Genomic DNA, 23083 nt, shown 5'->3' with positions numbered 1-23083 from the left:
AAGAGGGCTATGCGTATTGTTATACTGTTTGTTTTTTTGCTTTCAAGCTGGAATTTAATGGCACAGGAACCTGGAAAAAAACTTCAGGAAACCGCCAAATCCATGCTGATGCAGGGCGACTTTGAAAATGCTGTGGCCGTATTAGAATCAGCAGCAAAACAAGCTCCTGGTGATATTTCCATCCAGAAGGACCTTGCCTATGCCTGCTACCTCAAACGCGATTTTGGCAAATCGATACAGGTCGGTAAAATTTTGGCAGAAAGGTCCGATGCCGATGAGCAGGTTTTTCAAATACTAGGGTTGTCATATAAAGCCATTGCTGCCTATAAAGAAGGAGCACGTTTGTATAAATCAGCCTTGAAAAAATTTCCAAACAGTACCATCATCTATAATGAGTATGGAGAGCTGCTGGCAATGGATAATGCAGTAAATGAAGCAATTGAACAATGGGAAAAGGGTATTAAAGCAGATTTGAACTATAGTAGCAATTATTATAATGCCTGCATTTACTATACAAAAACTAGTAATTGGTTGAAAGTAGCACTTTATGGGGAAATCTTTGTAAACCTGGAAAGTTTTACGGAAAGAACTGCCGAAGTAAAAAAGGCACTGCTGAATGCATGGCAAAAAATGTTTTTACCAACGGTTGTGTCACAGTTATTGAAAAACAATTCTACTACATTTGAAAAAGCTGTGTTGCAAACAATTGAAAAAATAGTTCCTTCAACAAGTGCAGGTTTTCAACCAGAAACAAGCACATCTATCCGCTCTAAATGGATGCTCGACTGGTTTAAAACTTATACAAATTACCCTTTTGCACTTTTTGACCAGCAACAATATTTTATTCGGGAAAATATGTATGAAGCCTATAACCAATGGTTATTTACCGAATCTGTTAACCCAGATGCCTATAAAATTTGGAAAGAAACCCACGCAAAGGAAGCAGCAGCATTTGAGGCTTACCAAAAAACAAGGTTATTTAAATTGCCTGCCGGGCAGTATTATTTCTAAATAGGGGCACAAAATTGGCAAAGAAGCCTGTATCAAGCGATACGGGCTTTTTTATTTGTTTGCTTTTACTTAAATTACTCTTATAAACTAACTACCATGGAGAATCAAAAAGATGAAAGACTTTGGCGAATTGCCAAAAAACGGGCCTCCTTTAAAAGAAACCTTTACGGATATATTGTTATTGTAGCTTTTTTGTGGGCCATTTGGTGGTTAACCTATGGGAAGGAGCATGGATTTAAAGGCAATATATGGCCAATTTGGGTGATGTTGGGTTGGGGTATAGCTTTGGGCTTCCAATATTTTAATGCATACAATGGTAGTGTAACAGATATTGCCGAAGAGGAATACGAAAGATTGAAAAAGAAGGAATGATTATCAGGGTTTGATTTTTGAACTTTATTGAAAGATTGCCATATGACTGTAAAACGACTTTTTGATTGTCTTGAACACCAGGCAAAGCATTTTCCTAAAAAAGATATGCTTGCAGCCAAAGAAAATGGAGAATGGGTTTCTTATAGCACTGAGCAGGTAACTGATATCGTAAATAAGTTTAGTGCAGGGTTATTGCAATTGGGTGTAAATGCTGGCGCTATGACACCCGAATCGAGTCATAAAATTGCTATTATCAGTAATAACAGACCAGAGTGGATATTTACCGACCTGGCTGTTCAGCAAATCGGCGCAATTTTAATTCCTGTATACCCTACTACCAGTTCACATGAATTGGAGTTTATTCTTAATGACGCCAATGTTCAATACCTTTTTGTAAGCAACGCTGAATTACTTGAAAAAGCGAAAGCAGTAAAAGAGAAAGTACCTTCTATAAAAGACATTTATACTTTTGAGAAATTAGAAGGGGCAAAATATTGGAAAGAAGTTACAGCGTTGGCAAATCCCGAGCTAATCGCTAAGGTAAAATCAATAAGTACGTCAATTCCTGTTTCGCATCTTGCTACAATAATTTATACCTCAGGAACAACAGGTACGCCAAAAGGGGTGATGTTGAGTCATAAAAATATTTATTCAAACCTTCAGTTTTCAAAAGAGAGTTTTCCTTTTAATGATGCGCCAGACTCAAAAGTGTTAAGCTTCTTGCCGCTAAACCATATTTTTGAAAAAACAGTTACCTATATCTATTTATACAGTGGTATTAGTATTTATTATGCCGAAAGCCTTGAAACCATTGGAGATAATTTGCGTGAAATAAAACCAGATGGATTTACCACTGTACCACGACTACTGGAGAAAGTATTTGAACGGATTATGCTCAAAGGAAACGAGCTGACTGGAATCAAACGCAAACTGTTTTTTTGGGCAGTAGCACTCGGTGAAAGATATGATAACTTAAAAAGCGGTGGATTATGGTATAATATCCAATTGTCAATCGCCAATAAACTTATTTTCAATAAGTGGCGGGAAGCTTTAGGCGGAAATGTATCATTTATTGTAACAGGTGGAGCCGCTTGTCAGGTAAAATTGTTGCGCATTTTCAATGCTGCAAGAATACCCGTGTATGAGGGTTATGGACCAACAGAAAACAGTCCGGTGATTAGTGTAAACAGACAGGCGAAAGGGCTAACCAAATTTGGTACCGTAGGTCCGGTAATCAATGGTGTAACCTTGCAACTCGCTGAAGACGGAGAAATTTGTGTATCAGGCCCCTGTGTGATGGAAGGCTATTATAAAAGACCCGATCTTACAGCCGAAACAGTTATCGACGGCTGGCTGCATACAGGTGATATTGGTGTAATCGAAGACGGTAAATTTTTAAAAATTACCGACCGCAAAAAAGAATTATTTAAAACAAGCGGTGGTAAATATGTAGCACCACAACCCATTGAAAACAAACTAAAAGAAAGTGCCTTTATTGAACAGGTAATGGTGGTTGGTTCTGAAAGAAAATTTGTAGGTGCATTAATTGTTCCAGCCTTTGTTACCCTAAAAGAATGGATGAAAGAAAAGGGTATTAATTATACAACAAACGAAGATACCATACATCATCCCCGTGTTTTGGAATTATACCGGGAAATCGTAGAGAGCTATAATGCTAATTTTAACCATGTAGAGCAAATTAAAAAGTTTGAATTACTACCACAGGAATGGACAATAGATACCGGAGAAATGACACCGAAGCTTAGCTTAAAAAGAAAAGTAGTCATGGAAAAGTTCAAAACTGCTATAGAACATATCTATTCCTGATATACTTTTACGACTTAAACTTCGCGATTGATCCCCGATTTAGAGGGGTCATGTTTGACGATATATTGTCCTTTTTAAATAAAGTTGTGCCCAATGATTGAATCAGGTGTTTATCGAGCTATGATTGAGAATGCGCTTGATGCTTTCTTTCTTACCGACATAAATGGTTTTGTTTATGATGCAAATAGTGCTGCCTGTGAAATGTTCGGATATACCCTGGAGGAAATAAAAGGGGTGGAACGAAAACAAATTATTGATCTCGCTTCCCCTGGATTAGAAGAGTACCTTAAAATAAGGGAAGAAAAGGGAAAAGTTACCTGTGAATTGATTGGAATAAAAAGTAATGGTGAGAAATTTCCAATCTGGGTTTCTTCAGTGTTATTTAATGAATCCTCCGATAATCCTAAAACATTTACCATTATTCACGATATCACAGAGTTAAAGAAAAAGGAAAAGCAGTTAGATGAATTAGAGATGAACATGCGGGTGGTGATGAATAATACTGACGAGCTTTTTATTGTTCTGGATAAAGACCTCAAGATTATTAATTTCAATAAAGCAACAGAAGAAAAATCCAAAAAGCTACTTGGAGTTCCTTTTGAAAGAGGAAAATCAATTCTTGATAGTGCAAGTCCGGAGCGGGTAGCATATCTAAAGGAATTATACGCTGATGTTTTAAATGGAGCGGTTCGTAACAACACGGTTGAAATTCCGCCTACAGATCAACATCCCAAGGTTATTGTGGAAATCCGGTATGCGCCTATTTACGATAATGGAACAGTCACCGGCATTATCATTAATATTCATGATGTAACAGCTGCAAAAGAAAAAGAAGCAGCCTTATTAAAGGCAAATGAACGATTCTTCTATGCAACGAAAGCAACAAATGATGCTATTTGGGACTGGGATATCGAAAATGATAAAGTGTTTCGGGTGGGAGATGGATTGAAAACGATGTTCGGGTATGAGTTAAGTGAAGCGGAAAATGACCAGCAATTTTGGACCAAGAGGGTTCATCCTGATGATCTGGGAAACATGATTGAAAAAAGAACGGCTATTCTTTTCCAGACCAGAGAATTATACTGGGAGGATGAATATAGGTTTCAAAGGAAAGATGGCACTTATGCATACGTCTTTGATAAAGGCTATATCATTCGCTCTGAAGATGGAAAGCCGGTAAGAATGATTGGCGCAACACAGGATGTGTCTCAACGTAAAGAATCAGAAGCTTTGTTGCTTGAATTAAACAACCGGATGAAGAAAAGGGCAGAGGAACTGGCTAATTCAAATGTTGAACTGGAAAGGTTTGCTTATGTGGCATCGCATGACTTACAGGAACCCTTGCGAATGATTACCAGTTTTTTACAGTTGTTTCAGAAACGCTACAAAGATAAAATTGATGCCACTGCCGATCAGTATATTCATTTTGCCATTGATGGTGCCGAGCGAATGAAAGTGTTGATAATGGATTTACTCGATTATTCAAGGGTAGGATCAAGTGTGGAAGTATTTCAGGAAGTAGATCTTAATGTATTGCTGGGTGAACTACAGGAAATGTTCACCAAAACCTGTGAAGAAACCAACGCTATCATACGGGTTAACAAAATGCCGGTTGTAAAAGCCAACAAAACCCAGCTGTTTCAACTTTTCCAGAACCTGGTATCCAATGGCTTAAAATACCATAGCGATCAGGCTCCTGAAATAGAGATAAGCTACGAAGAAAAAGAAACAGATCATCAATTCGTCATAAAAGACAATGGTATTGGAATAGACCCTATGTTTCATGAAAAAATATTTGTTATTTTTCACCGGTTACACAGTAGAACCGAATATGGGGGAACGGGTATTGGCTTGGCGGTATGCAAGAAAATTGTTGAACGACATGGTGGCAGAATATGGGTGGAATCAGCGCCTGGAAAGGGAAGTTCGTTTTATTTTACCCTGGCCAAGCGAATATAGCCCTGGAAAATATTTATTTCTTAAAATGTTTAGTATCTTGTTTATTCTCCGTGTTCATCGTTTAGGAATTTGTACTCATCAATTGAACGCTCATGTCTGAAAGCAATCAAGCATTGACCATATTGATCGTAGAAGACAACCCCGGCGACCTGTTCCTCCTGGAAGAACTGTTAAAGTCATCTTCAATACCTATTGGGCGATTAATCAAAGTTTTAAATTCAACTGATGCAATTAAAACCTTACAAAATGAAAACGTCAACCTCGTTTTATTGGATCTGAGTTTGCCAGATAGTAATGGACTACAATCTTATGAATCCATTAATGAATATGCGGCTTCAATACCTATAATTGTACTTACGGGCCTTATTGACATGGAAGTTGCTCTTGAAACCATGGCAAGCGGCGCACAGGATTACCTTATAAAAGGCGAGTTTGATGAAAAACTACTCGATAAATCAATACAGTATAGTATTGAAAGGAAAAAAAGTCAGGAAAACCTCAGGGAAAGCAATGAGCGATACAAATTTGTTACAAAAGCTACTAACGATGTAGTATGGGATATGAATCTGGAGACCAAAAGAATATTATGGGCAGGTGAAAGTTTGAAAAGACTTTTTGGGTATGAACTACCAGATGACGAAAGTGATTTTGAATTTTGGTCTTCTAAAATTCTGGAAGAAGAACGAGATAGTGTAGTACAAAGATTATTGACGGCTTGTAATGGTACCGGAAACGAATTGTGGAATGATGAATACAGATTTAAGAAGGCCGATGGCACTTATGCTTATATACTGGATAAAGGATACCTGATATACAAAAACAATAAGGCCATCAGAATGATTGGCTCAATGCAGGATATTACTGAAAGAAAACTAGCTGAGTTACAGGTTGTAAATAGTGAAAGAAGGTTTCGTTCATTAGTTCAGAATGGATCAGATATGATTAAGATTCTGGACAAAAAAGGTGTGTTCACTTTCGCAAGCCCAAGTGTTGAGCATGTACTTGGCTTCTCTTTAGATTCAATTGTTGGGAAAAGTACATTTGAATTTATTCATCCTGATGAAATTGAGGAAATCAGGAGGCAGTTTGAGATTATTAAACAAACTGATTACCATGAAATTCAATATTTCCGTTTTAAAAATAAAGAGGGTGAATGGCGCTGGCTCGAAACCAAATTAACCAATTTACTGGACGATCCTGCAGTAAAAGGTATCGTATCTAATTCAAGGGATGTTACAGAAAAGAAAAAAGCAGAAGAAGCTATTCGGGCTTCAGAAGAAAGATACCGTAACCTGTTTTTTAATAACCCAATGTCAATCTACATATGGGATATTAATACTTTTGAAATCCTGGAAGTAAATGATACTGCACAAAGGGAATATGGTTATACAAGAGACGAATTCCTGAAATTATCTACGCTCAACCTCAGAAATGAAGAAGAAATACCCGGTTATAAGGAGTTTGTAAAGAAGTTTGCTTTTACAGGTAATGATACGATTATGCGTATTATCTGGAAACACCTTAGAAAGAATGGTGAGCAAATTTTCATGGAAGTATTTTCCCAAAAAATTGAGTTTAAAAACAGGAAAGCTGTAATTGCACTGGCTAATAACATTACAGATAAAATAAAACTTGAGAAAAAACTTGAGGATGAACGTAATGCCAAGCAAAAGGAAATAACAGAAGCTGTAATCCGTGTACAGGAGAAAGAGCGTTATGAAATTAGCCGTGAACTACACGATAATGTAAACCAACAGCTTACCGTTGCTATGATGTATATAGCAACAGTTGAAAAAGGTAGCGAGAATGCAGAGGCCTTATTAAAACAATCATCCGGATTTATTTACAATGCTATTGAAGAAATCAGAAAATTATCTAAAGCACTTGTTACACCACTGATCAAAGATTTTGGTTTATGCAAAGCTATAGATGGCCTGCTCGAAGACATACTCGTGACTAATACCATGCACCTTGATTTTTTCTACAATGATTTTTATGAAGAAGATATCAGTTATGAGTTTAAACTGAATATTTTCCGGATTATACAGGAGCAAATGAATAATATTATTAAGCATGCCAATGCAAAGCAGGTGGTTATTGAACTATATCGCGATACCGAGATTAAACTTTCCATCATTGATGATGGAGTAGGTTTTGATCCAACCTCAAAAAGAAAGGGTATTGGTTTAAATAATATCCAAACCAGAACAGAATTATATACGGGAGAAATGGAAATTAAATCAGCTCCAGGTTCAGGTTGTACCGTACGTATTAAATTTCCTGTATCAAACGAAATTCTTTTGTATAAATAAAAAACCTGTAGAAATATCCTTGGCTAATTGTATATAATACAAATCTAGGGTTGAAGCGATCAGGGGTATGGTCCATGGTCGATATTCCATGGACCATAAGAGCGATCCTTTTATTCTATTCCTGGTTGTTTAAGTTTCCAGCCATTTTTAGCTTTTTCAACATCAACCATTTTCTTAACATCAGACAGAAGTTTCTTTGCATCATATACTATCCCATCCTTAATAGTAAACCGTACACCTCCTTTTCGAACAATCTTATTATCCTTTGTCAATTCAATGGCACCAGTGCCATATAATACCTGTAGATTTTTTAATGGATTAGCATCAACGATTATTATATCTGCAAGTTTTCCAACTTCAATGCTGCCAATTTCTTTTTCCATACCCAATGCTTGTGCACCATATAATGTTGCTGAACGAATTACCTCTAAAGGATGAAACCCGGCTTCTCTTAATAATTCCAGTTCACGTATATAGCCAAATCCATAGGTTTGATAAATAAATCCATTATCTGAACCTGCAGTAACCCTTCCTCCCCTGTTTTTATATTCATTAATGAAAGTCATCCACAACCTGTAATTATTTTTCCATTCCACTTCCTGTTCTGTTCCCCATTCATGCCAGTATGAACCATGACTTTGGTAGCTTGGTTCATAGAATTTCCAAAGAGAAGGTAATGTATAATCTTCATGCCACTCCGCTCTTCTGGCCCTATGGAGGTCTCTATTTGCTTCATAGATGTTGAAAGTAGGGTCAAGCGTAAAGTCAAGTGAAATGAGTTCATTCATTACTTTGTTCCAATGATCAGAATATGGCGCAGCAGCCTGTTTCCATAATTTACCAGCCTCTTCAAAGCGATGTTGCTCATTGTTATAATTATAGTCAGGCGGATAATTTTGAATGGTTTTATCTGTGAATAAAGCCTCTGGCAAACCATACCAGTGTTCCATACTAGTCATACCAGCCTTAGCTGAATTCAACACATTCCATCTTGCTACATCTGTTTGTGCATGGTGGGCAGTAGAGCGAAGTCCAAGAGCTTTATTTTCACGTATCGCCGCATCCATAACTTCCGGAGATGCACCAAAAAATTTAATGCCATCAGCGCCTTTTTTTGCATTCTCCCGAACCCAGTTACGCGCTTGCTCCGCATTGGTAATCGGGCCACGATTACCTTGTCCGAATGCTGTATAAGCAAGTATTCTTGGAGCGGTAATGGTATTGGCTGCACTTTTTCTTTTATGTTCCAGTACCCATTCTAATCCATTTCCAGCTGAAGGGTCGCGGATAGTAGTAATACCATGGGCCATCCATAACTTAAATACATATTCCGCAGGTGTACCTTGCGCGGTTCCTCCGATATGACCGTGCATGTCAATTAAACCAGGAAGGGCGTACATGCCCTCGCAGTTCAATTCTTTTCCACCCGCTTTTAGTGCAGGCCTTCTGTTCTGATTAATAGGCAAGCCTGGACTTCCTACTCCCTGAATTTGCACAATACGATTGTTTTCAATTACAATATCTATTGGGCCCATGGGGGGAGCACCAGTTCCATTTATAAGTGTAATTCCACGAATAATCAACTGTGTGTAAGGCCCATCTCCATCTTTAACTTCAGGAGCTTTGGTTATTTGAGCTTTAGCTGAAATTAAAATAAGCGGAAGGGTAAAAGCAAGCAGTAGTAGTTTCTTCATAAACGGCAATTGAGTATGAATATAAATTTAAGTTTGTGAAATCAAATACTTCTCTCTGATAACTTGTTGTACCGGTATTCCCTCAATCTTACTTTCAAGCCAGGATATAACATCCAGATACATAAATGCTCTGTTCTCCAGGTTGTTTTTCTCAAGGGGCTTTAATTTCTGAAGCAAGTTTTCAAATTGGGGCTTTAATTTTCTGGGCGTAAGTTTAAAGGACTGTTTAAGAAAGGAAAATATTTCAACCTCTACAGTGCTGAGGTTTTGCATTTTTGCCATAAACCGGTAAACAGATTTTAGCAAATATTCTAATAAGTCGAAATTCCCTAATTCATAATGTGCAATCAGGTGCAGCAAGCGGGCATAACATTGTAAATCGGTCCGAAGATCAACTTTAAGGTTGATGATTTTATTCAGGTAATCAATACTTTTTTCATGATTTCCCGAACCAAAATACAAGGAAGCGAATTTGTAATAGAAAACCAGGATGCGATGACGGTCGAGGTAAATCTCGTATTCTTTTAATTTCTCCTCTATTTCTGGTACAAGCGATAAGCCTTCTGTAAATGTGCCCTCCATAAAATGTTTATTCAACTTCGCCGTATAGAGGTATAGAAAGGTTTGTATAAGGTTATTATGGTTATGCTGAACAACAGGTTCCAGGGTAAATCTTTCAAACTGAAGAATTGTTTCTCCGAATTTTTTATGGTTCCGTAAATCAAAATGTGCGCTCAACAGGTTATGCATGCCTTTGATATAATGAGCGGTCTCAACTTCGATCATCTTTGGCATGGCGTTGAAAAGATCAACCCATTTCTGGCAATACCTGTAATACAGCAAGAAATCCTGTACAATAAAACCATACCAACAATAACATTGATAACGGTATAATTTTTCATAAAACCCATCGCAACTTTTAACCTGTTCTAATAAGCCCTGATCAAAAATATGGTCAACTTCAGCTCTGTCCTGGTCATTTCTAACATGTCCATTTTGTATGTACCAACTATATAAACGAAGGGATAGATCAGATAACTGTCCGATCAATTTTAGTCTTCCATTAATTTCTTCTGATTCCGCGCTTAGTTTTTCTGCCCTGTCTTGCATACTTCTGGTAATATGCAATGCCTCTATTTTTTTCTCGAGTATTATTACTTGTAGTATATAAGTAACCTGCTGATGGTTACGGGCCATGTCTTTTATTTTGTCCAGCACTTTCAAACTCTGCAGGTATAAACCTTTGTTGTAAAGTAGTCGGGCAAAATCTAATTGCTCATGTAACTGAAGATCAATATTTTCTTCTTTTTTTAATGAGCGGAGAGAGGTTAATACTTCCTGGTATAATCTGGCTTTCAAATTTGAAAGCTGCTGTTTTTGAATGCCGGGGTGTTTTTTTAGCAGCAAATCTTCATCATACTGCTTCATTTTATCCAAAGCATCGAACAATTGCACCACTTTTAAATCTCCAGAACCGGTGGAATGGCTTTTCATATGGAGCTTAAAATGCCTTTTTTCGGCCGTTTCGAGCGACTGAATCAGTTGAAAAAGCGTGTCTGTACTTCGGTTAGGCATGGTAATTCGTACTTACAAAAATCCTTTATTATCAATGGTTTCGATCGATTATAAGCCCTTTATACAGTGTAAAATAACATCAATTTTGATCTGTTTGGCCTTTATAAGTCTTATAAATTCGAAGATAAGCAGGCTGATGGTTTGTTAATACAGGCAATCGTTAACAAAATCATACAGCTTGCTTTTTTATCCAAACTATAAAAAGAACAGGGAATGGGTCAGCAGGTTTATATTTTCGATACCACATTACGCGATGGTGAGCAGGTTCCAGGTTGTAAACTCAATACAAAGGAAAAACTGGAATTGGCACTCAAACTGGAAGCATTGGGTGTTGATATAATTGAAGCCGGTTTCCCGATTTCTTCTCCTGGCGATTTTGAATCAGTAGAACAAATAGCAAAAGCAGTTAAAACAGCTACAGTTTGTGGGTTAAGTCGTGCAGTTCAAAAAGACATTGAAGTAGCGGCCCAGGCTTTAAAATATGCCAAACGTCCACGTATACATACCGGAATCGGTACTTCAGATTACCATATAAAAGCTAAATTTAATGCTACCCAGGATGAAATACTGGCAAGAGCAGTACAAGCTGTAAAATGGGCAAGGAATTTTACCGATGATGTTGAATTTTACGCTGAAGACGCAGGCCGTACTTCTAATGAATACCTTGCAAGGGTAATCGAAGCTGTAATAGCTGCTGGTGCAACAGTGGTAAATATTCCTGATACTACTGGTTATTGCCTGCCTCACCAATACGGTGAAAAAATAGCTTACCTGAAAAACAATGTATCTAATATCGATCGTGCAGTAATATCCTGTCACTGCCATAATGATCTTGGACTAGCAACTGCAAATGCCATTGCTGGTGTAATTAGTGGTGCCAGACAAATAGAATGTACCATTAATGGATTGGGAGAAAGAGCAGGAAACACTTCATTGGAAGAAGTAGTAATGATTCTTCAACAACATAAAGACCTTGGCTTTTATACAAATGTTCAGTCGCAACAATTAAATCCTATCAGCAGAGAAGTGTCTGATGTTATGCGTATGCCAGTTCAGCCAAATAAAGCGATTGTTGGTGCTAATGCATTTTCGCATTCTTCAGGTATTCACCAGGATGGGTTCCTGAAAGATGCACAGACTTACGAAATTATTAATCCGGAAGAAGTAGGAGCTGAAGGAAGTAAAATTGTTTTAACAGCAAGAAGTGGAAGAAGTGCCCTGGCACACCGTTTTCAAAAATTAGGTTATCAGTATAACAGAAATGATATTGATGTTTTGTATCAGTCTTTTTTACAGGTAGCAGATAGAAAAAAAGAAGTAGAGGAAAGTGATCTGCATGCAATGGCTCAGGCATATAAACAAGAGCCTGCAATAGCATAGGATTTTCTCATCAGCATAGTTTTAGTTTTTCAGCCTGGCATATTAATGCCAGGCAATTTTAAAAATTGTATGGCAAAGACATTATTTGAAAAAATTTGGGACAAACATGTTGTCAAACAAATTGACGGAGGACCGTCTGTATTGTATATTGATAAACACTTCATTCATGAAGTAACAAGTCCCCAAGCTTTTAAAGGCATCGAAAAAAGGGGGCTTTCTGTTTTCAGGCCAGACCAGGTTGTAGCAACAGCAGATCATAATGTGCCAACCCTGAATCAACACCTTCCTATAAAAGATGAGTTATCTCGTATTCAGGTGCAGCAGCTTATTGAAAACTGCAAAAAGCATCATATCGAATTATACGGACTTGGACATCCATTTCAGGGTATTGTACATGTAATCGGGCCGGAACTTGGCATAACCCAGCCAGGTATGACGATTGTATGCGGCGATAGCCACACTTCTACACACGGCGCATTTGGTGCTATTGCGTTTGGTATCGGAACCAGTGAGGTGGAAATGGTATTTGCTTCTCAATGTCTGATGCAAAGCAAACCTAAATTGATGCGTATTAATATTGATGGGGCATTGAATATGGGGGTTGTATCAAAAGATATTATTCTGTACATCATTTCAAAAATATCAGCCAGCGGAGCTACTGGATATTTTGTTGAATATGCAGGATCGGCTATAAGGGATTTATCCATGGAAGCCAGGATGACGATCTGTAATATGAGTATTGAAATGGGCGCACGTGGCGGAATGATTGCCCCTGATGAAGTTACATTTAACTACATGAAAGGCAGACAGTTTGTACCCTCAGGTGATCAATGGGAAGCAAAACTGTTGGAATGGAAAGAACTATACAGTGATGCTGATGCAAAATTCGACCTTGAAATAAATATCAATGCCGGAGAAATTGAACCTATGATTACCTATGGTACGAATCCTGGCCTCGGTATCGCCATCAATGGCGCTGTGCCAGTTGCGGAAACTATTCCGGATGAAGGAGAAAGAAACAATATAATCAAGGCTTTGCAATACATGGGTCTGGAAAGTGGTAAACCATTATTGGGAATGCCTGTACAGCATGTTTTTATTGGTAGTTGTACCAATTCAAGAATTGAAGACCTCCGTATGGTAGCTTCATTGGTAAAAGGTCGCAAAAAACATGAACAGGTGCAGGTAATGATTGTACCTGGTTCACAACAGGTATCCAAGCAGGTGCAGGCTGAGGGATTGGATAAAATATTTAAAGAAGCTGGTTTTGAAATTCGTCAGGCAGGATGCAGTGCCTGTCTTGGTATGAATGAAGATAAAATACCAGCAGGAGAATATTGTATCAGTACCAGCAACAGAAACTTTGAAGGAAGACAAGGAGCAGGTGCAAGAACCTTACTGGCAAGTCCGCTTACAGCAGCAGCAGCGGCCATTACAGGAGTAGTAACAGATGTTCGGGAATTAATATAAGGTTCTGACTGCCGTTGACTGGTAGTAAGAAACGCAAAATTTAAAAATGAATAAAGTAACAACCATACATAGCAGATTCGTTCCGGTAACCATCGAAAATGTTGACACGGATCAGATTATTCCAGCACGCTTTTTAAAAGCTACAACAAGGGATGGATTTGGTAAGAATTTATTTCGTGACTGGCGTTATTCAAATGATGATGAACAACAACCCAAAGCAGACTTTGTGTTGAACCAGACGATATATTCAGGTGAAATTTTGGTAGCCGGTAAAAATTTTGGTTGTGGTTCATCCAGAGAGCATGCAGCATGGGCCATCAAAGACTATGGATTTGCAGCAGTTGTTTCCAGCTTTTTTGCTGACATTTTTAAAAACAATGCCCTGAATAATGGATTGCTGCCTGTTACAGTAACAGAAGCATTTCTGCAACAGATTTTTGCACAACCCGCTACTTCAACTTTAACGATTGACCTTGCAGCCCAAACGATAACTATTGATGGTACCGGAGAGACAGCATCGTTTGATATAAACAATTACAAAAAAACATGTCTGTTGAACGGATATGACGATATAGATTACCTGATTAGCATTAAACAGGAAATCGAACAATTTGAAAAGGAACGCATATAAACAATAAACTACCCGAGCCATGAATAAAAAGATTGCCGTAATTCCAGGAGATGGTATTGGTCCAGAAGTAACCAACCAATCCGTAAAAGTATTGGATGCAATAGCCAAACGATTTGGTCATCAGTTCGATTACCACTATGCCGTGATGGGCGCTATTGCTATTGACCAAACAGGAAATCCATTACCCGACACCACCATTGAAACCTGTTTGCAAAGCGATGCAATATTATTTGGTGCAATCGGAGACCCAAAGTATGATAATGATCCGGCAGCGAAAGTGAGGCCAGAACAAGGATTATTGAAACTTAGAAAAGTGCTCCAGCTGTATGCTAATATAAGGCCCATCGATACCTACAAAGCTTTGCAACACATGTCGCCACTTAAGGCAAAGCAATTGGAAAATGTTGATTTTGTCATCTTCAGAGAACTTACAGGCGGTATTTATTTCGGGAAAAAATCATTACAGGAAGACGGTAAAGTTGCAGTAGATGAGTGCACTTATTCAGTAGAAGAAATTGAACGAATAGCGCAACTTGCATTTCAATACGCAAAAAAAAGAAGAAATAAACTTACACTGGTAGATAAAGCCAACGTCCTGGAAACATCCAGACTTTGGAGAAAAGTAGTTCAAGAGATAAGTGCCCAATATCCTGAAGTAAGTGTTGATTATATGTTTGTAGATAATGCTGCAATGCAGATTATTCTAAATCCGGCGCAATTCGATGTGATACTGACTGAAAACATGTTTGGCGATATCATCAGCGATGAGGCAAGTGTATTAAGTGGATCTTTGGGATTATTACCCTCTGCTTCAGTTGGTAATACGGTTGCATTGTTTGAACCTATTCACGGATCATACCCGCAGGCAGCAGGAAAAGATATCGCAAACCCTTTAGGATCAATACTTTCAGCAGCAATGCTTTTAGACCATTTTGGGCTTCAACAGGAAGCAACGGCGGTTAGGCAGGCTGTAGAGTGGACACTGGTAAATGGGTTTGTTTCAAAAGATATAGATCCAATTAATAATTATTCAACCACTGCTATTGGCGATCTGATAGCAGATCATATAGAAAGAAATAAGGGAGCTGAAATAGAAACAAATACCAGCCTAAATAAATCAACGATTATTTAGTAGTTAAATAAAAAGGTTAAAGAAGTGCGGCAAAATACCCATGGTATGCGCCGCACTTGTTGTTTATGAACCAGTGATAACAAACGCTTGTTCGCTAAATGACAAATGGTTTTAAAAATAAATAACAGAGTTCTTTGTTTTTTCGAGAGGTGGGACTATCTTCGTTTTTCAAGAGTACCACTCTATGTTAAGAAACGGAATCAATATTGTCAACAGCATCAACACGATTATTATTGTGGTTGTCATTATTATTATTCCCGCACTAACTGGAGGAGGAGCCCTTATGTAACTATAAAAAAACGAATAAGCATACAGCCCCGCCTCCAAAAGGCGGGGCTTTTTTATTTACAACAAAACAAACAATATGTATTACGGCGAGTCTACGGTACTTTACTTTAATGGGGAATTCCTGAATGCAAAAGATGCAAAGATCGATCTGTATAGTCAATCGCTCCATTATGGTTATGCCGTATTTGAAGGTATCAGGTCTTATAAAACAGAAAATGGCACAAAAATTTTCAAAGCTAAAGAGCACTACGACAGGCTTCGATACTCCGCAGAAGTTATGGGAATACCATTCGAAACTTCTACAGATACTTTAACGGAATTATCCTACGAAGTACTTAGGCTTAATAATTTCAGTGATGCTTATATACGACCTGTTGTGCTATGCTCACCCAATATGTCTCTCTCTAAAGGGAAAGAAAGCTATTTGACAATAACAGCATGGGAATGGACAAATGGCTACCTGAGTAACCAGATGCGCATCATGACCTCCTCTTACCGAAGACCAAATCCTTCAGGATTCAAGATAAATGCAAAAGTATCCGGCCACTATGTAAATTCTATTCTTGCCTGTCAGGAAGCAAAAGATAATGGCTACGATGAAGCATTGTTACTAGATGTAGAAGGCAATGTAGCAGAAGGCCCTGGTGCTAATGTGTTTTTTGAAAAAGATGGCGTATTGTATACACCAGCCGCAGGAAATATTTTACCCGGCATTACAAGAGCAACGGTATTGGAACTGTGCCAGGAACTACAAATACCGGTACAAGAAAAGAAATGTTCACCAGAAGAAATGAGAGGAGCTGACAGTGCATTCTATTGCGGAACGGCTGCTGAAGTTGTTGCATTGGAATCAATGGATGGAGTACACTTTACACAACCATGGGAAAATAGTTACGGAAGCCTGTTACAGCAGGCTTATAAAGCAAAGGTTTTAGAAAAATCATTTACAAGAGAAACAGTAGAAGCATAATAGTATGAAGGAACTCAACAAATATTCCAAAGCAATTACACAGGATGTAACACAACCTGCTGCTCAGGCTATGTTTTATGGCATTGGTCTTACAGAGGAAGACCTGAAAAAAGCACAGGTAGGCGTGGTGAGTATGGGTTATGATGGTAACACCTGTAACATGCACTTGAATGATCTTGCCAAACTGGTAAAACAAGGTGTTTGGGATAATGATCTGGTAGGCCTCATTTTTAATACTATTGGTGTAAGTGATGGAATGAGTAATGGAACCGATGGTATGCGTTATTCATTGGTAAGCAGAGATATTATTGCTGATTCAATTGAAGCTGTTTGTGGTGCACAATATTATGATGGTATTATCGCTCTGCCAGGTTGCGATAAAAATATGCCCGGTTCACTTATAGCAATGGGTAGATTAAACAGACCTGCCATAATGGTATATGGAGGAACAATTGCACCCGGTCATTATAAAGGACAAGACTTAAATATCGTTTCTGCTTTTGAGGCACTTGGTCAAAAAATTGCCGGAGACTTATCAGAAGCAGATTTTAAAGGCATTGTGCAACATGCTTGTCCTGGTGCAGGAGCCTGTGGCGGCATGTATACCGCTAATACCATGGCATCTGCTATAGAAGCATTAGGAATGAGCCTTCCTTATTCTTCCTCTAATCCTGCATTAAGTGACGAGAAGAAACAGGAATGTCTTGAGGCAGGTAAAGCAATTCGCCATTTGCTTGAACTGGATATCAAACCAAAAGATATCATGACCCGTAAAGCTTTTGAAAATGCTATTACGGTGATCATGGTGTTGGGTGGAAGCACCAATGCTGTATTGCACTTAATAGCAATGGCAAAAGCAGTTGATGTAGCACTTACCCAGGATGATTTTCAGCACATAAGCGACCGTATTCCTGTATTGGCAGATTTTAAACCAAGCGGTAAATACCTGATGCAAGACTTGCACCAATACGGTGGTTTGCCAGCCGTGATGAAATACCTGTTGCAAAAAGGGATGTTACATGGTGATTGTTTAACCGTTACCGGGAAAACATTGGCCGAAAATCTGGTAGATGCACCTGAATTAAATTTTGAGGCACAAAAAATTATCCTGCCACTCGAAAATCCTGTCAAGCAAACAGGTCACCTGCAAGTATTATATGGTAATCTGGCTGAAAAAGGAAGTGTTGCAAAGATCAGTGGGAAAGAGGGAGAATTATTTGAAGGACCTGCAAGGGTATTCGATGGAGAACATGCTTTGATCGATGGCATTAATACTGGAAAGATCAAAAAAGGAGATGTGGTTGTAATACGATATGTTGGTCCAAAGGGTGGACCGGGAATGCCGGAAATGCTGAAACCTACATCAGCCATAATCGGTGCAGGATTGGGGAAATCTGTTGCATTAATAACAGACGGAAGATTTAGTGGCGGCACCCATGGTTTTGTGGTAGGCCATATTACACCGGAAGCTTATGACGGCGGACTTATTGCATTGGTGCAGGATGACGATATGATAGAAATCAATGTAGCCACAAAAAAGATGACACTAAAAGTGACTGAATCAATATTGACAGAAAGAAGAAGGCAGTGGGCAAAGCCTTCATTGAATGCACGAAAGGGCGTATTGTTTAAATATGCTCAGGTAGTAAAAGATGCGTCCGAAGGTTGTGTAACTGATGAACTATAATGAATAACATTTATAACTGAAATAAAATGGAAGCAGCCGAATTGGTTAAAACCTCTGCAAAACAAACAGAAACCACCACATTAAGTGGCTCTCAGGCAGTACTGGAAGCATTCATTGCTGAAAGTGTGGATACTGTTTTTGGATACCCGGGTGGAGCGATAATGCCTATATATGATGCGTTATACGACTACCATGAAAAACTAAAGCATGTATTGGTCAGACATGAACAAGGCGGTATTCACGCAGCACAAGGATATGCACGTTCCTCGGGGAAAGTAGGAGTGGTATTTGCTACGAGTGGTCCTGGTGCAACCAATCTGGTAACAGGATTGGCTGATGCGCAAATTGACAGTACACCTTTGGTATGTATTACCGGGCAGGTATTTGCTCATCTGCTAGGTACCGATGCATTTCAGGAAACAGATGTGATAAACATTACTGCTCCGGTTACTAAATGGAACTACCAGATTACTGATGCGGAAGAAATTCCCGAAGTATTGGCTAAAGCATTTTATATAGCAAAAAGTGGCAGGCCTGGCCCTGTATTGATTGATATCACCAAAAATGCACAGCTCCAAAAATTTGTCTATAATGGTTATAACAAGTGTAATCATATTAGAAGCTATCGGCCAAAGCCAATCGTTCGGAATGAATTTATTGAAGAAGCAGCTAAACTTATTAATGCAGCAGAAAAACCTTTTGTGGTATTTGGTCAAGGTGTGATACTCGGAAAGGCTGAAAAGGAATTTAAATGCTTTATCGAAAAATCAGGTATACCTGCAGCTTGGACAATACTAGGACTTAGTGCTCTGCCAACAGATCATCCGTTGAATATGGGGATGTTGGGTATGCATGGAAACTATGGTCCAAATGTTATGACGAATGAATGCGATGTACTGATTGCCATCGGTATGCGTTTTGATGATCGGGTTACTGGACGTCTGGATAAATATGCAAAACAGGCTAAAATAATTCACCTCGATATCGACCCCTCTGAAATTGATAAGAATGTAAAAGCAACAGTTGGCGTTTGGGGTGATTGCAAAGAAACCTTGCCATTACTTACGAAACTGGTACAGGCCAAAGTTTATCCGCAGTGGGTGGAGAAATTTAAAACCTTTCAGCAGGAAGAAGAAACACAGGTAATATTTGATGAATTACATCCCGATACAGAACAGATGACGATGGGTGAAGTAATTCGGGTGCTTAATGAACTAACCGGCGGAAATGCTATCGTTGTAAGTGATGTTGGTCAGCACCAAATGGTTGCATGCAGATATGCACGCTTTAATGAAACAAGAAGCAATATTACATCCGGTGGATTAGGTACCATGGGGTTTGCGCTACCTGCAGCGATCGGGGCAAAATTTGGCGCACCATCTCGTACCGTAGTTGCAGTAATCGGAGATGGGGGTGTACAAATGACTATTCAGGAATTAGGCACCATCATGCAAACAGGAATCGATGTCAAAATATTGATCCTTAATAATCAATTTCTGGGTATGGTTCGTCAGTGGCAGCAATTATTTCACGATAAACGCTACTCTTTCGTTGATATAGCCAGCCCAGATTATGTAATGGTTGCTAAAGGGTATGGAATAGCTGGTAATTCAGTGAATCAACGCGAACAATTGAAACCCGCACTCGAAGCAATGTTGCAACATGATGGATCTTACCTGCTTGAAGTAATGGTAGGAAAAGAAAACAATGTATTCCCAATGGTGCCACAGGGTTGTAGTGTAAGTGAAATCAGATTAAAATAATTGTATGAATAAACAGGAATTTACCATAACCGTATATACCGAGAACCATATTGGTCTCTTGAATCGTATTGCTATTATTTTCTCCAGAAGAAAAATAAATATCGAAAGCCTGAATACTTCACCTTCTGAAGTAGAAGGAATACATCGATTTACTATTGTAATTGATGAATTGGAGGAAGTGGTTAGAAAACTTGTTCGACAAATTGAAAAACAGGTTGAAGTTTTAAAAGCATACTACAATACCAATGACGAAATCGTTTGGCAGGAGCTTGCCCTGTATAAAGTATCAACCGATGAAATTGCGGAAAAAGTAAAAGTAGAACGATTACTGCGCGAGTATGGTGCAAGGGCGGTGGTAATCAGGAAAGATTATACCATTTTCGAAACCAGTGGTCATCGGGAAGAAACCAATAAGCTGATCGCTGTTTTAGAACCCCATGGACTGATAGAATTTGTAAGAAGTGCCAGGGTAGCCATTATTAAAGCAAGCAGAGGATTCCATGAAAAAATAAAAGAGTTCGAAGCCCGTGATCCGGGTGAGGAAGTCATTGAGAATGAGTACCTGGGTAAAAGAGAAGAAGTATTTACAATGTAATAATAATAACCACCATAAAAACTTATAAAACAAACATCATGGCAAAATTAAATTTCGGCGGCGTAGAAGAGAATGTAGTTACCCGCGAAGAGTTTCCACTCGAGAAAGCACAAGAAGTTTTAAAAAATGAAACTGTGGCCGTAATTGGTTATGGTGTTCAGGGTCCAGGTCAGGCATTGAACCAAAAAGAGAACGGCATCAATGTTATCGTAGGACAGCGTAAAAATTCCAAAAGCTGGGATAAAGCTGTTCGCGATGGTTTTATACCTGGAGAAACATTGTTTGAAATCGAAGAAGCGCTGGAACGCGGAACAATTATTTGTTACCTGCTCAGTGATGCAGCACAGATTAAATTATGGCCAACAGTACAAAAATACCTTACACCCGGAAAAGCCTTGTATTTCTCTCACGGCTTTGGAGTAACCTATAAAGAGCAAACAGGAATTGTTCCACCTGCAGATGTAGATGTATTCCTGGTAGCACCAAAAGGATCAGGCACATCATTACGTCGTATGTTCTTACAAGGGCGAGGATTAAATAGTAGCTACGCTATTTTTCAGGATGCAACGGGTCGTGCGTTTGAAAGAGTTGCGGCGCTTGGTATAGCCATCGGTAGTGGTTATTTATTTGAAACAGATTTCAAAAAAGAAGTATACAGTGATTTAACAGGAGAAAGAGGTACACTGATGGGTGCTATTCAGGGAATATTTGCAGCTCAATATCAGGTGCTTCGCTCAAAGGGTCACTCACCTTCTGAAGCCTTTAATGAAACAGTAGAAGAACTTACCCAATCCTTGATGCCATTGGTTGCTGAAAACGGAATGGATTGGATGTATGCAAACTGTTCAACCACTGCACAACGCGGAGCATTAGACTGGTGGAAAAAATTCAGAGATGCTACCCTGCCTGTTTTCACTGAATTATATGAGAGTGTAGCAGCAGGAAAAGAAGCAGCAAAATCTATTGAAAGCAACAGTAAACCAGATTACCGTGAAAAACTGGAAGAAGAGCTGAAAGAGCTACGTGATAGCGAGCTGTGGCAGGCTGGTAAAACAGTAAGAAGCCTTCGTCCGGAAAACCAGAAGGTGGCAGAAGTCGCAGAAGCTTAATAATTGAATTCACAAGGTCCTCTTCTAAAAAGAAGAGGACCAATTATACTGGATATGAGTACAGTAACAGCATTTAACCTTGACTATCAGGCAGCAGCGGATCGGTTAAAAAAAGTAGTGAATAGAACACCGCTTACATTTAACCAGGCACTGTCGCGCAGATATGGTTGCAATGTATATCTCAAAAGGGAAGATTTACAGGTTGTACGCTCCTATAAGCTCCGTGGTGCGTATAATATGATGAGTACTTTAACTCCAGAGCAACTGGCACAAGGAGTTGTTTGTGCAAGTGCCGGCAATCACGCACAAGGATTTGCATATAGTTGCAAACTGTTAAACGTGAAAGGCGTTGTATTTATGCCCATCATTACACCTAACCAGAAAGTGAGTCAAACAAAAATGTTTGGGGAAGGTTTTGTAGAAGTGAAACTGGTGGGAGATACTTTTGATGATTGTGCAAATGCGGCCAAAACGTATACGGCTGCTCATAAAATGACCTTTATTCCTCCATTCGATGATCTGCGGATCATTGAGGGACAGTCTACAGTTGGCATTGAAATACTGGAAGATCTTTCTGATATCGACTATTTATTTGTTCCGGTAGGTGGTGGCGGATTAAGCGCTGGCGTGGGGAGTTATTTTAAAACATTTTCACCCAGAACTAAAATAATTGGATTAGAACCAGAAGGGGCTCCTTCTATGACAGAAGCTTTGAGAAACGGGCAACCTGTTTTGCTTAATGAAATTGAACGTTTTGTAGATGGAGCTGCTGTAAAAAGGGTAGGCGATATCACTTTTAATATCTGTAAAGATGTTTTAGATGATATGAAACTGGTGCCGGAAGGAAGGGTTTGCTCAACCATTCTTCGTATGTATAATGAAGACGCTATCGTAGCTGAACCCGCAGGAGTACTATCGATAGCTGCACTTGATGACTATGTAGATGAAATCAGAGGTAAAAATATTGTTTGTGTAGTAAGTGGCAGTAATAATGATATTGACCGCATGCAGGAAATAAAAGAAAGATCACTGCAGTATGAAGGACTGAAACATTATTTCCTGATCAGCTTTGCACAAAGACCAGGTGCCTTAAAGGAATTTGTAAACTTTGTGTTAGGTCCAGATGATGATATTACCCGGTTTGAGTACATGCAGAAACATAATAAAGAAGCAGGTCCGGCATTGGTAGGTATTGAATTGAAATCAAAAAAAGACTACCATTTACTTATTAATAACCTGGATAAACATCAGATTAATTATACTGAGCTCAATAAAAACGATCATCTTTTTGGATACCTTGTTTAATTT

The 23083-nt window shown here is 38.8% G+C and carries 17 protein-coding genes; 15 read left to right on the top strand and 2 right to left on the bottom strand.

Going from position 1 to position 23083, the window contains the following annotated elements; genetic code table 11:
- The first annotated feature begins 9 nt into the window (after nt 1-9).
- From ACH30E_RS00450 to ACH30E_RS00430, 5 genes are all read left to right on the top strand, one after another.
- Nucleotides 10-1011 (top strand): tetratricopeptide repeat protein, encoded by a 1002-nt coding sequence (locus tag ACH30E_RS00450; RefSeq protein WP_490823161.1) that lies wholly within the window; start codon nt 10-12, stop codon nt 1009-1011.
- 96 nt (nt 1012-1107) lie between these two features.
- Nucleotides 1108-1383: a 2TM domain-containing protein gene (locus tag ACH30E_RS00445; protein WP_294993361.1), complete on the top strand. Its 276-nt coding sequence runs from the start codon at nt 1108-1110 to the stop codon at nt 1381-1383.
- A gap of 42 nt (nt 1384-1425) precedes the next feature.
- Complete coding sequence (locus ACH30E_RS00440; protein ID WP_490823160.1) at nt 1426-3210, top strand: AMP-dependent synthetase/ligase; 1785 nt, start codon at nt 1426-1428, stop codon at nt 3208-3210.
- Between the two features lie 93 nt (nt 3211-3303).
- The gene (locus ACH30E_RS00435) at nt 3304-5169 is read left to right on the top strand and encodes a PAS domain-containing sensor histidine kinase (RefSeq protein ID WP_490823159.1); all 1866 of its coding nucleotides are present in this window, start codon (nt 3304-3306) and stop codon (nt 5167-5169) included.
- A gap of 92 nt (nt 5170-5261) precedes the next feature.
- Nucleotides 5262-7481 carry a PAS domain S-box protein gene (locus ACH30E_RS00430; RefSeq protein WP_294993371.1) on the top strand — a complete coding sequence of 740 codons (2220 nt, stop codon included), beginning with the start codon at nt 5262-5264 and terminating at the stop codon, nt 7479-7481.
- A gap of 110 nt (nt 7482-7591) precedes the next feature.
- On the opposite strand, the gene ACH30E_RS00425 is transcribed toward ACH30E_RS00430, so the two are convergent.
- Together ACH30E_RS00425 and ACH30E_RS00420 are read right to left on the bottom strand one after the other, a co-directional pair.
- On the bottom strand, nt 7592-9175 hold the full coding sequence (locus ACH30E_RS00425) for an amidohydrolase family protein (protein WP_294993374.1): 1584 nt from the start codon (nt 9173-9175) through the stop codon (nt 7592-7594).
- Between the two features lie 27 nt (nt 9176-9202).
- Nucleotides 9203-10750: a hypothetical protein gene (locus ACH30E_RS00420; RefSeq protein WP_294993377.1), complete on the bottom strand. Its 1548-nt coding sequence runs from the start codon at nt 10748-10750 to the stop codon at nt 9203-9205.
- A gap of 213 nt (nt 10751-10963) precedes the next feature.
- Between ACH30E_RS00420 and ACH30E_RS00415 the strand changes: the two genes are divergently transcribed.
- From ACH30E_RS00415 to ilvA, 10 genes are all read left to right on the top strand, one after another.
- Entirely contained in the window at nt 10964-12130 is a 1167-nt protein-coding gene (locus ACH30E_RS00415) for a 2-isopropylmalate synthase (RefSeq protein WP_294993380.1), read from the top strand.
- A 69-nt stretch (nt 12131-12199) separates the two neighbouring features.
- Entirely contained in the window at nt 12200-13600 is a 1401-nt protein-coding gene (gene leuC / locus ACH30E_RS00410; protein ID WP_490823158.1) for a 3-isopropylmalate dehydratase large subunit, read from the top strand.
- A 46-nt stretch (nt 13601-13646) separates the two neighbouring features.
- Nucleotides 13647-14231 carry a 3-isopropylmalate dehydratase small subunit gene (gene leuD / locus ACH30E_RS00405; RefSeq protein ID WP_294993385.1) on the top strand — a complete coding sequence of 195 codons (585 nt, stop codon included), beginning with the start codon at nt 13647-13649 and terminating at the stop codon, nt 14229-14231.
- Between the two features lie 19 nt (nt 14232-14250).
- Entirely contained in the window at nt 14251-15363 is a 1113-nt protein-coding gene (leuB, locus tag ACH30E_RS00400; protein ID WP_490823157.1) for a 3-isopropylmalate dehydrogenase, read from the top strand.
- Nucleotides 15364-15727: 364 nt separating this feature from the next.
- Nucleotides 15728-16621, top strand: a complete 894-nt coding sequence (locus ACH30E_RS00395) for a branched-chain amino acid transaminase (protein WP_490823156.1) — start codon at nt 15728-15730, stop codon at nt 16619-16621.
- 4 nt (nt 16622-16625) lie between these two features.
- Nucleotides 16626-18308 (top strand): dihydroxy-acid dehydratase, encoded by a 1683-nt coding sequence (gene ilvD, locus ACH30E_RS00390; protein ID WP_490823155.1) that lies wholly within the window; start codon nt 16626-16628, stop codon nt 18306-18308.
- 26 nt (nt 18309-18334) lie between these two features.
- The gene (gene ilvB / locus ACH30E_RS00385) at nt 18335-20071 is read left to right on the top strand and encodes a biosynthetic-type acetolactate synthase large subunit (protein WP_294993395.1); all 1737 of its coding nucleotides are present in this window, start codon (nt 18335-18337) and stop codon (nt 20069-20071) included.
- 4 nt (nt 20072-20075) lie between these two features.
- Nucleotides 20076-20666, top strand: coding sequence for an acetolactate synthase small subunit (ilvN, locus tag ACH30E_RS00380; protein WP_294993399.1), 591 nt, complete (start codon nt 20076-20078; stop codon nt 20664-20666).
- Between the two features lie 38 nt (nt 20667-20704).
- Nucleotides 20705-21775 carry a ketol-acid reductoisomerase gene (gene ilvC / locus ACH30E_RS00375; RefSeq protein ID WP_490823154.1) on the top strand — a complete coding sequence of 357 codons (1071 nt, stop codon included), beginning with the start codon at nt 20705-20707 and terminating at the stop codon, nt 21773-21775.
- Nucleotides 21776-21829: 54 nt separating this feature from the next.
- On the top strand, nt 21830-23080 hold the full coding sequence (gene ilvA / locus ACH30E_RS00370; protein WP_490823153.1) for a threonine ammonia-lyase: 1251 nt from the start codon (nt 21830-21832) through the stop codon (nt 23078-23080).
- The last annotated feature ends 3 nt before the right edge of the window (nt 23081-23083 follow it).

This window comes from Sediminibacterium sp. FW305-C-61 (assembly GCF_058231065.1).
Note: the sequence above shows the minus strand (reverse complement) of the source record. Positions and strands in the feature narration are given on the sequence as shown.

Coding starts and splice junctions, on each gene's coding strand:
- ilvD (WP_490823155.1), top strand. CDS start 16,626: ATGAAGGAACTCAACAAATATTCCAAAGCAATTACACAGGATGTAACA.
- ACH30E_RS00420 (WP_294993377.1), bottom strand. CDS start 10,750: ATGCCTAACCGAAGTACAGACACGCTTTTTCAACTGATTCAGTCGCTC.
- ACH30E_RS00435 (WP_490823159.1), top strand. CDS start 3,304: ATGATTGAATCAGGTGTTTATCGAGCTATGATTGAGAATGCGCTTGAT.
- ACH30E_RS00445 (WP_294993361.1), top strand. CDS start 1,108: ATGGAGAATCAAAAAGATGAAAGACTTTGGCGAATTGCCAAAAAACGG.
- ACH30E_RS00425 (WP_294993374.1), bottom strand. CDS start 9,175: ATGAAGAAACTACTACTGCTTGCTTTTACCCTTCCGCTTATTTTAATT.
- ilvC (WP_490823154.1), top strand. CDS start 20,705: ATGGCAAAATTAAATTTCGGCGGCGTAGAAGAGAATGTAGTTACCCGC.
- ACH30E_RS00430 (WP_294993371.1), top strand. CDS start 5,262: ATGTCTGAAAGCAATCAAGCATTGACCATATTGATCGTAGAAGACAAC.
- ACH30E_RS00415 (WP_294993380.1), top strand. CDS start 10,964: ATGGGTCAGCAGGTTTATATTTTCGATACCACATTACGCGATGGTGAG.
- ACH30E_RS00450 (WP_490823161.1), top strand. CDS start 10: ATGCGTATTGTTATACTGTTTGTTTTTTTGCTTTCAAGCTGGAATTTA.
- leuB (WP_490823157.1), top strand. CDS start 14,251: ATGAATAAAAAGATTGCCGTAATTCCAGGAGATGGTATTGGTCCAGAA.
- ilvN (WP_294993399.1), top strand. CDS start 20,076: ATGAATAAACAGGAATTTACCATAACCGTATATACCGAGAACCATATT.
- ilvA (WP_490823153.1), top strand. CDS start 21,830: ATGAGTACAGTAACAGCATTTAACCTTGACTATCAGGCAGCAGCGGAT.
- leuC (WP_490823158.1), top strand. CDS start 12,200: ATGGCAAAGACATTATTTGAAAAAATTTGGGACAAACATGTTGTCAAA.
- ACH30E_RS00395 (WP_490823156.1), top strand. CDS start 15,728: ATGTATTACGGCGAGTCTACGGTACTTTACTTTAATGGGGAATTCCTG.
- leuD (WP_294993385.1), top strand. CDS start 13,647: ATGAATAAAGTAACAACCATACATAGCAGATTCGTTCCGGTAACCATC.
- ACH30E_RS00440 (WP_490823160.1), top strand. CDS start 1,426: ATGACTGTAAAACGACTTTTTGATTGTCTTGAACACCAGGCAAAGCAT.
- ilvB (WP_294993395.1), top strand. CDS start 18,335: ATGGAAGCAGCCGAATTGGTTAAAACCTCTGCAAAACAAACAGAAACC.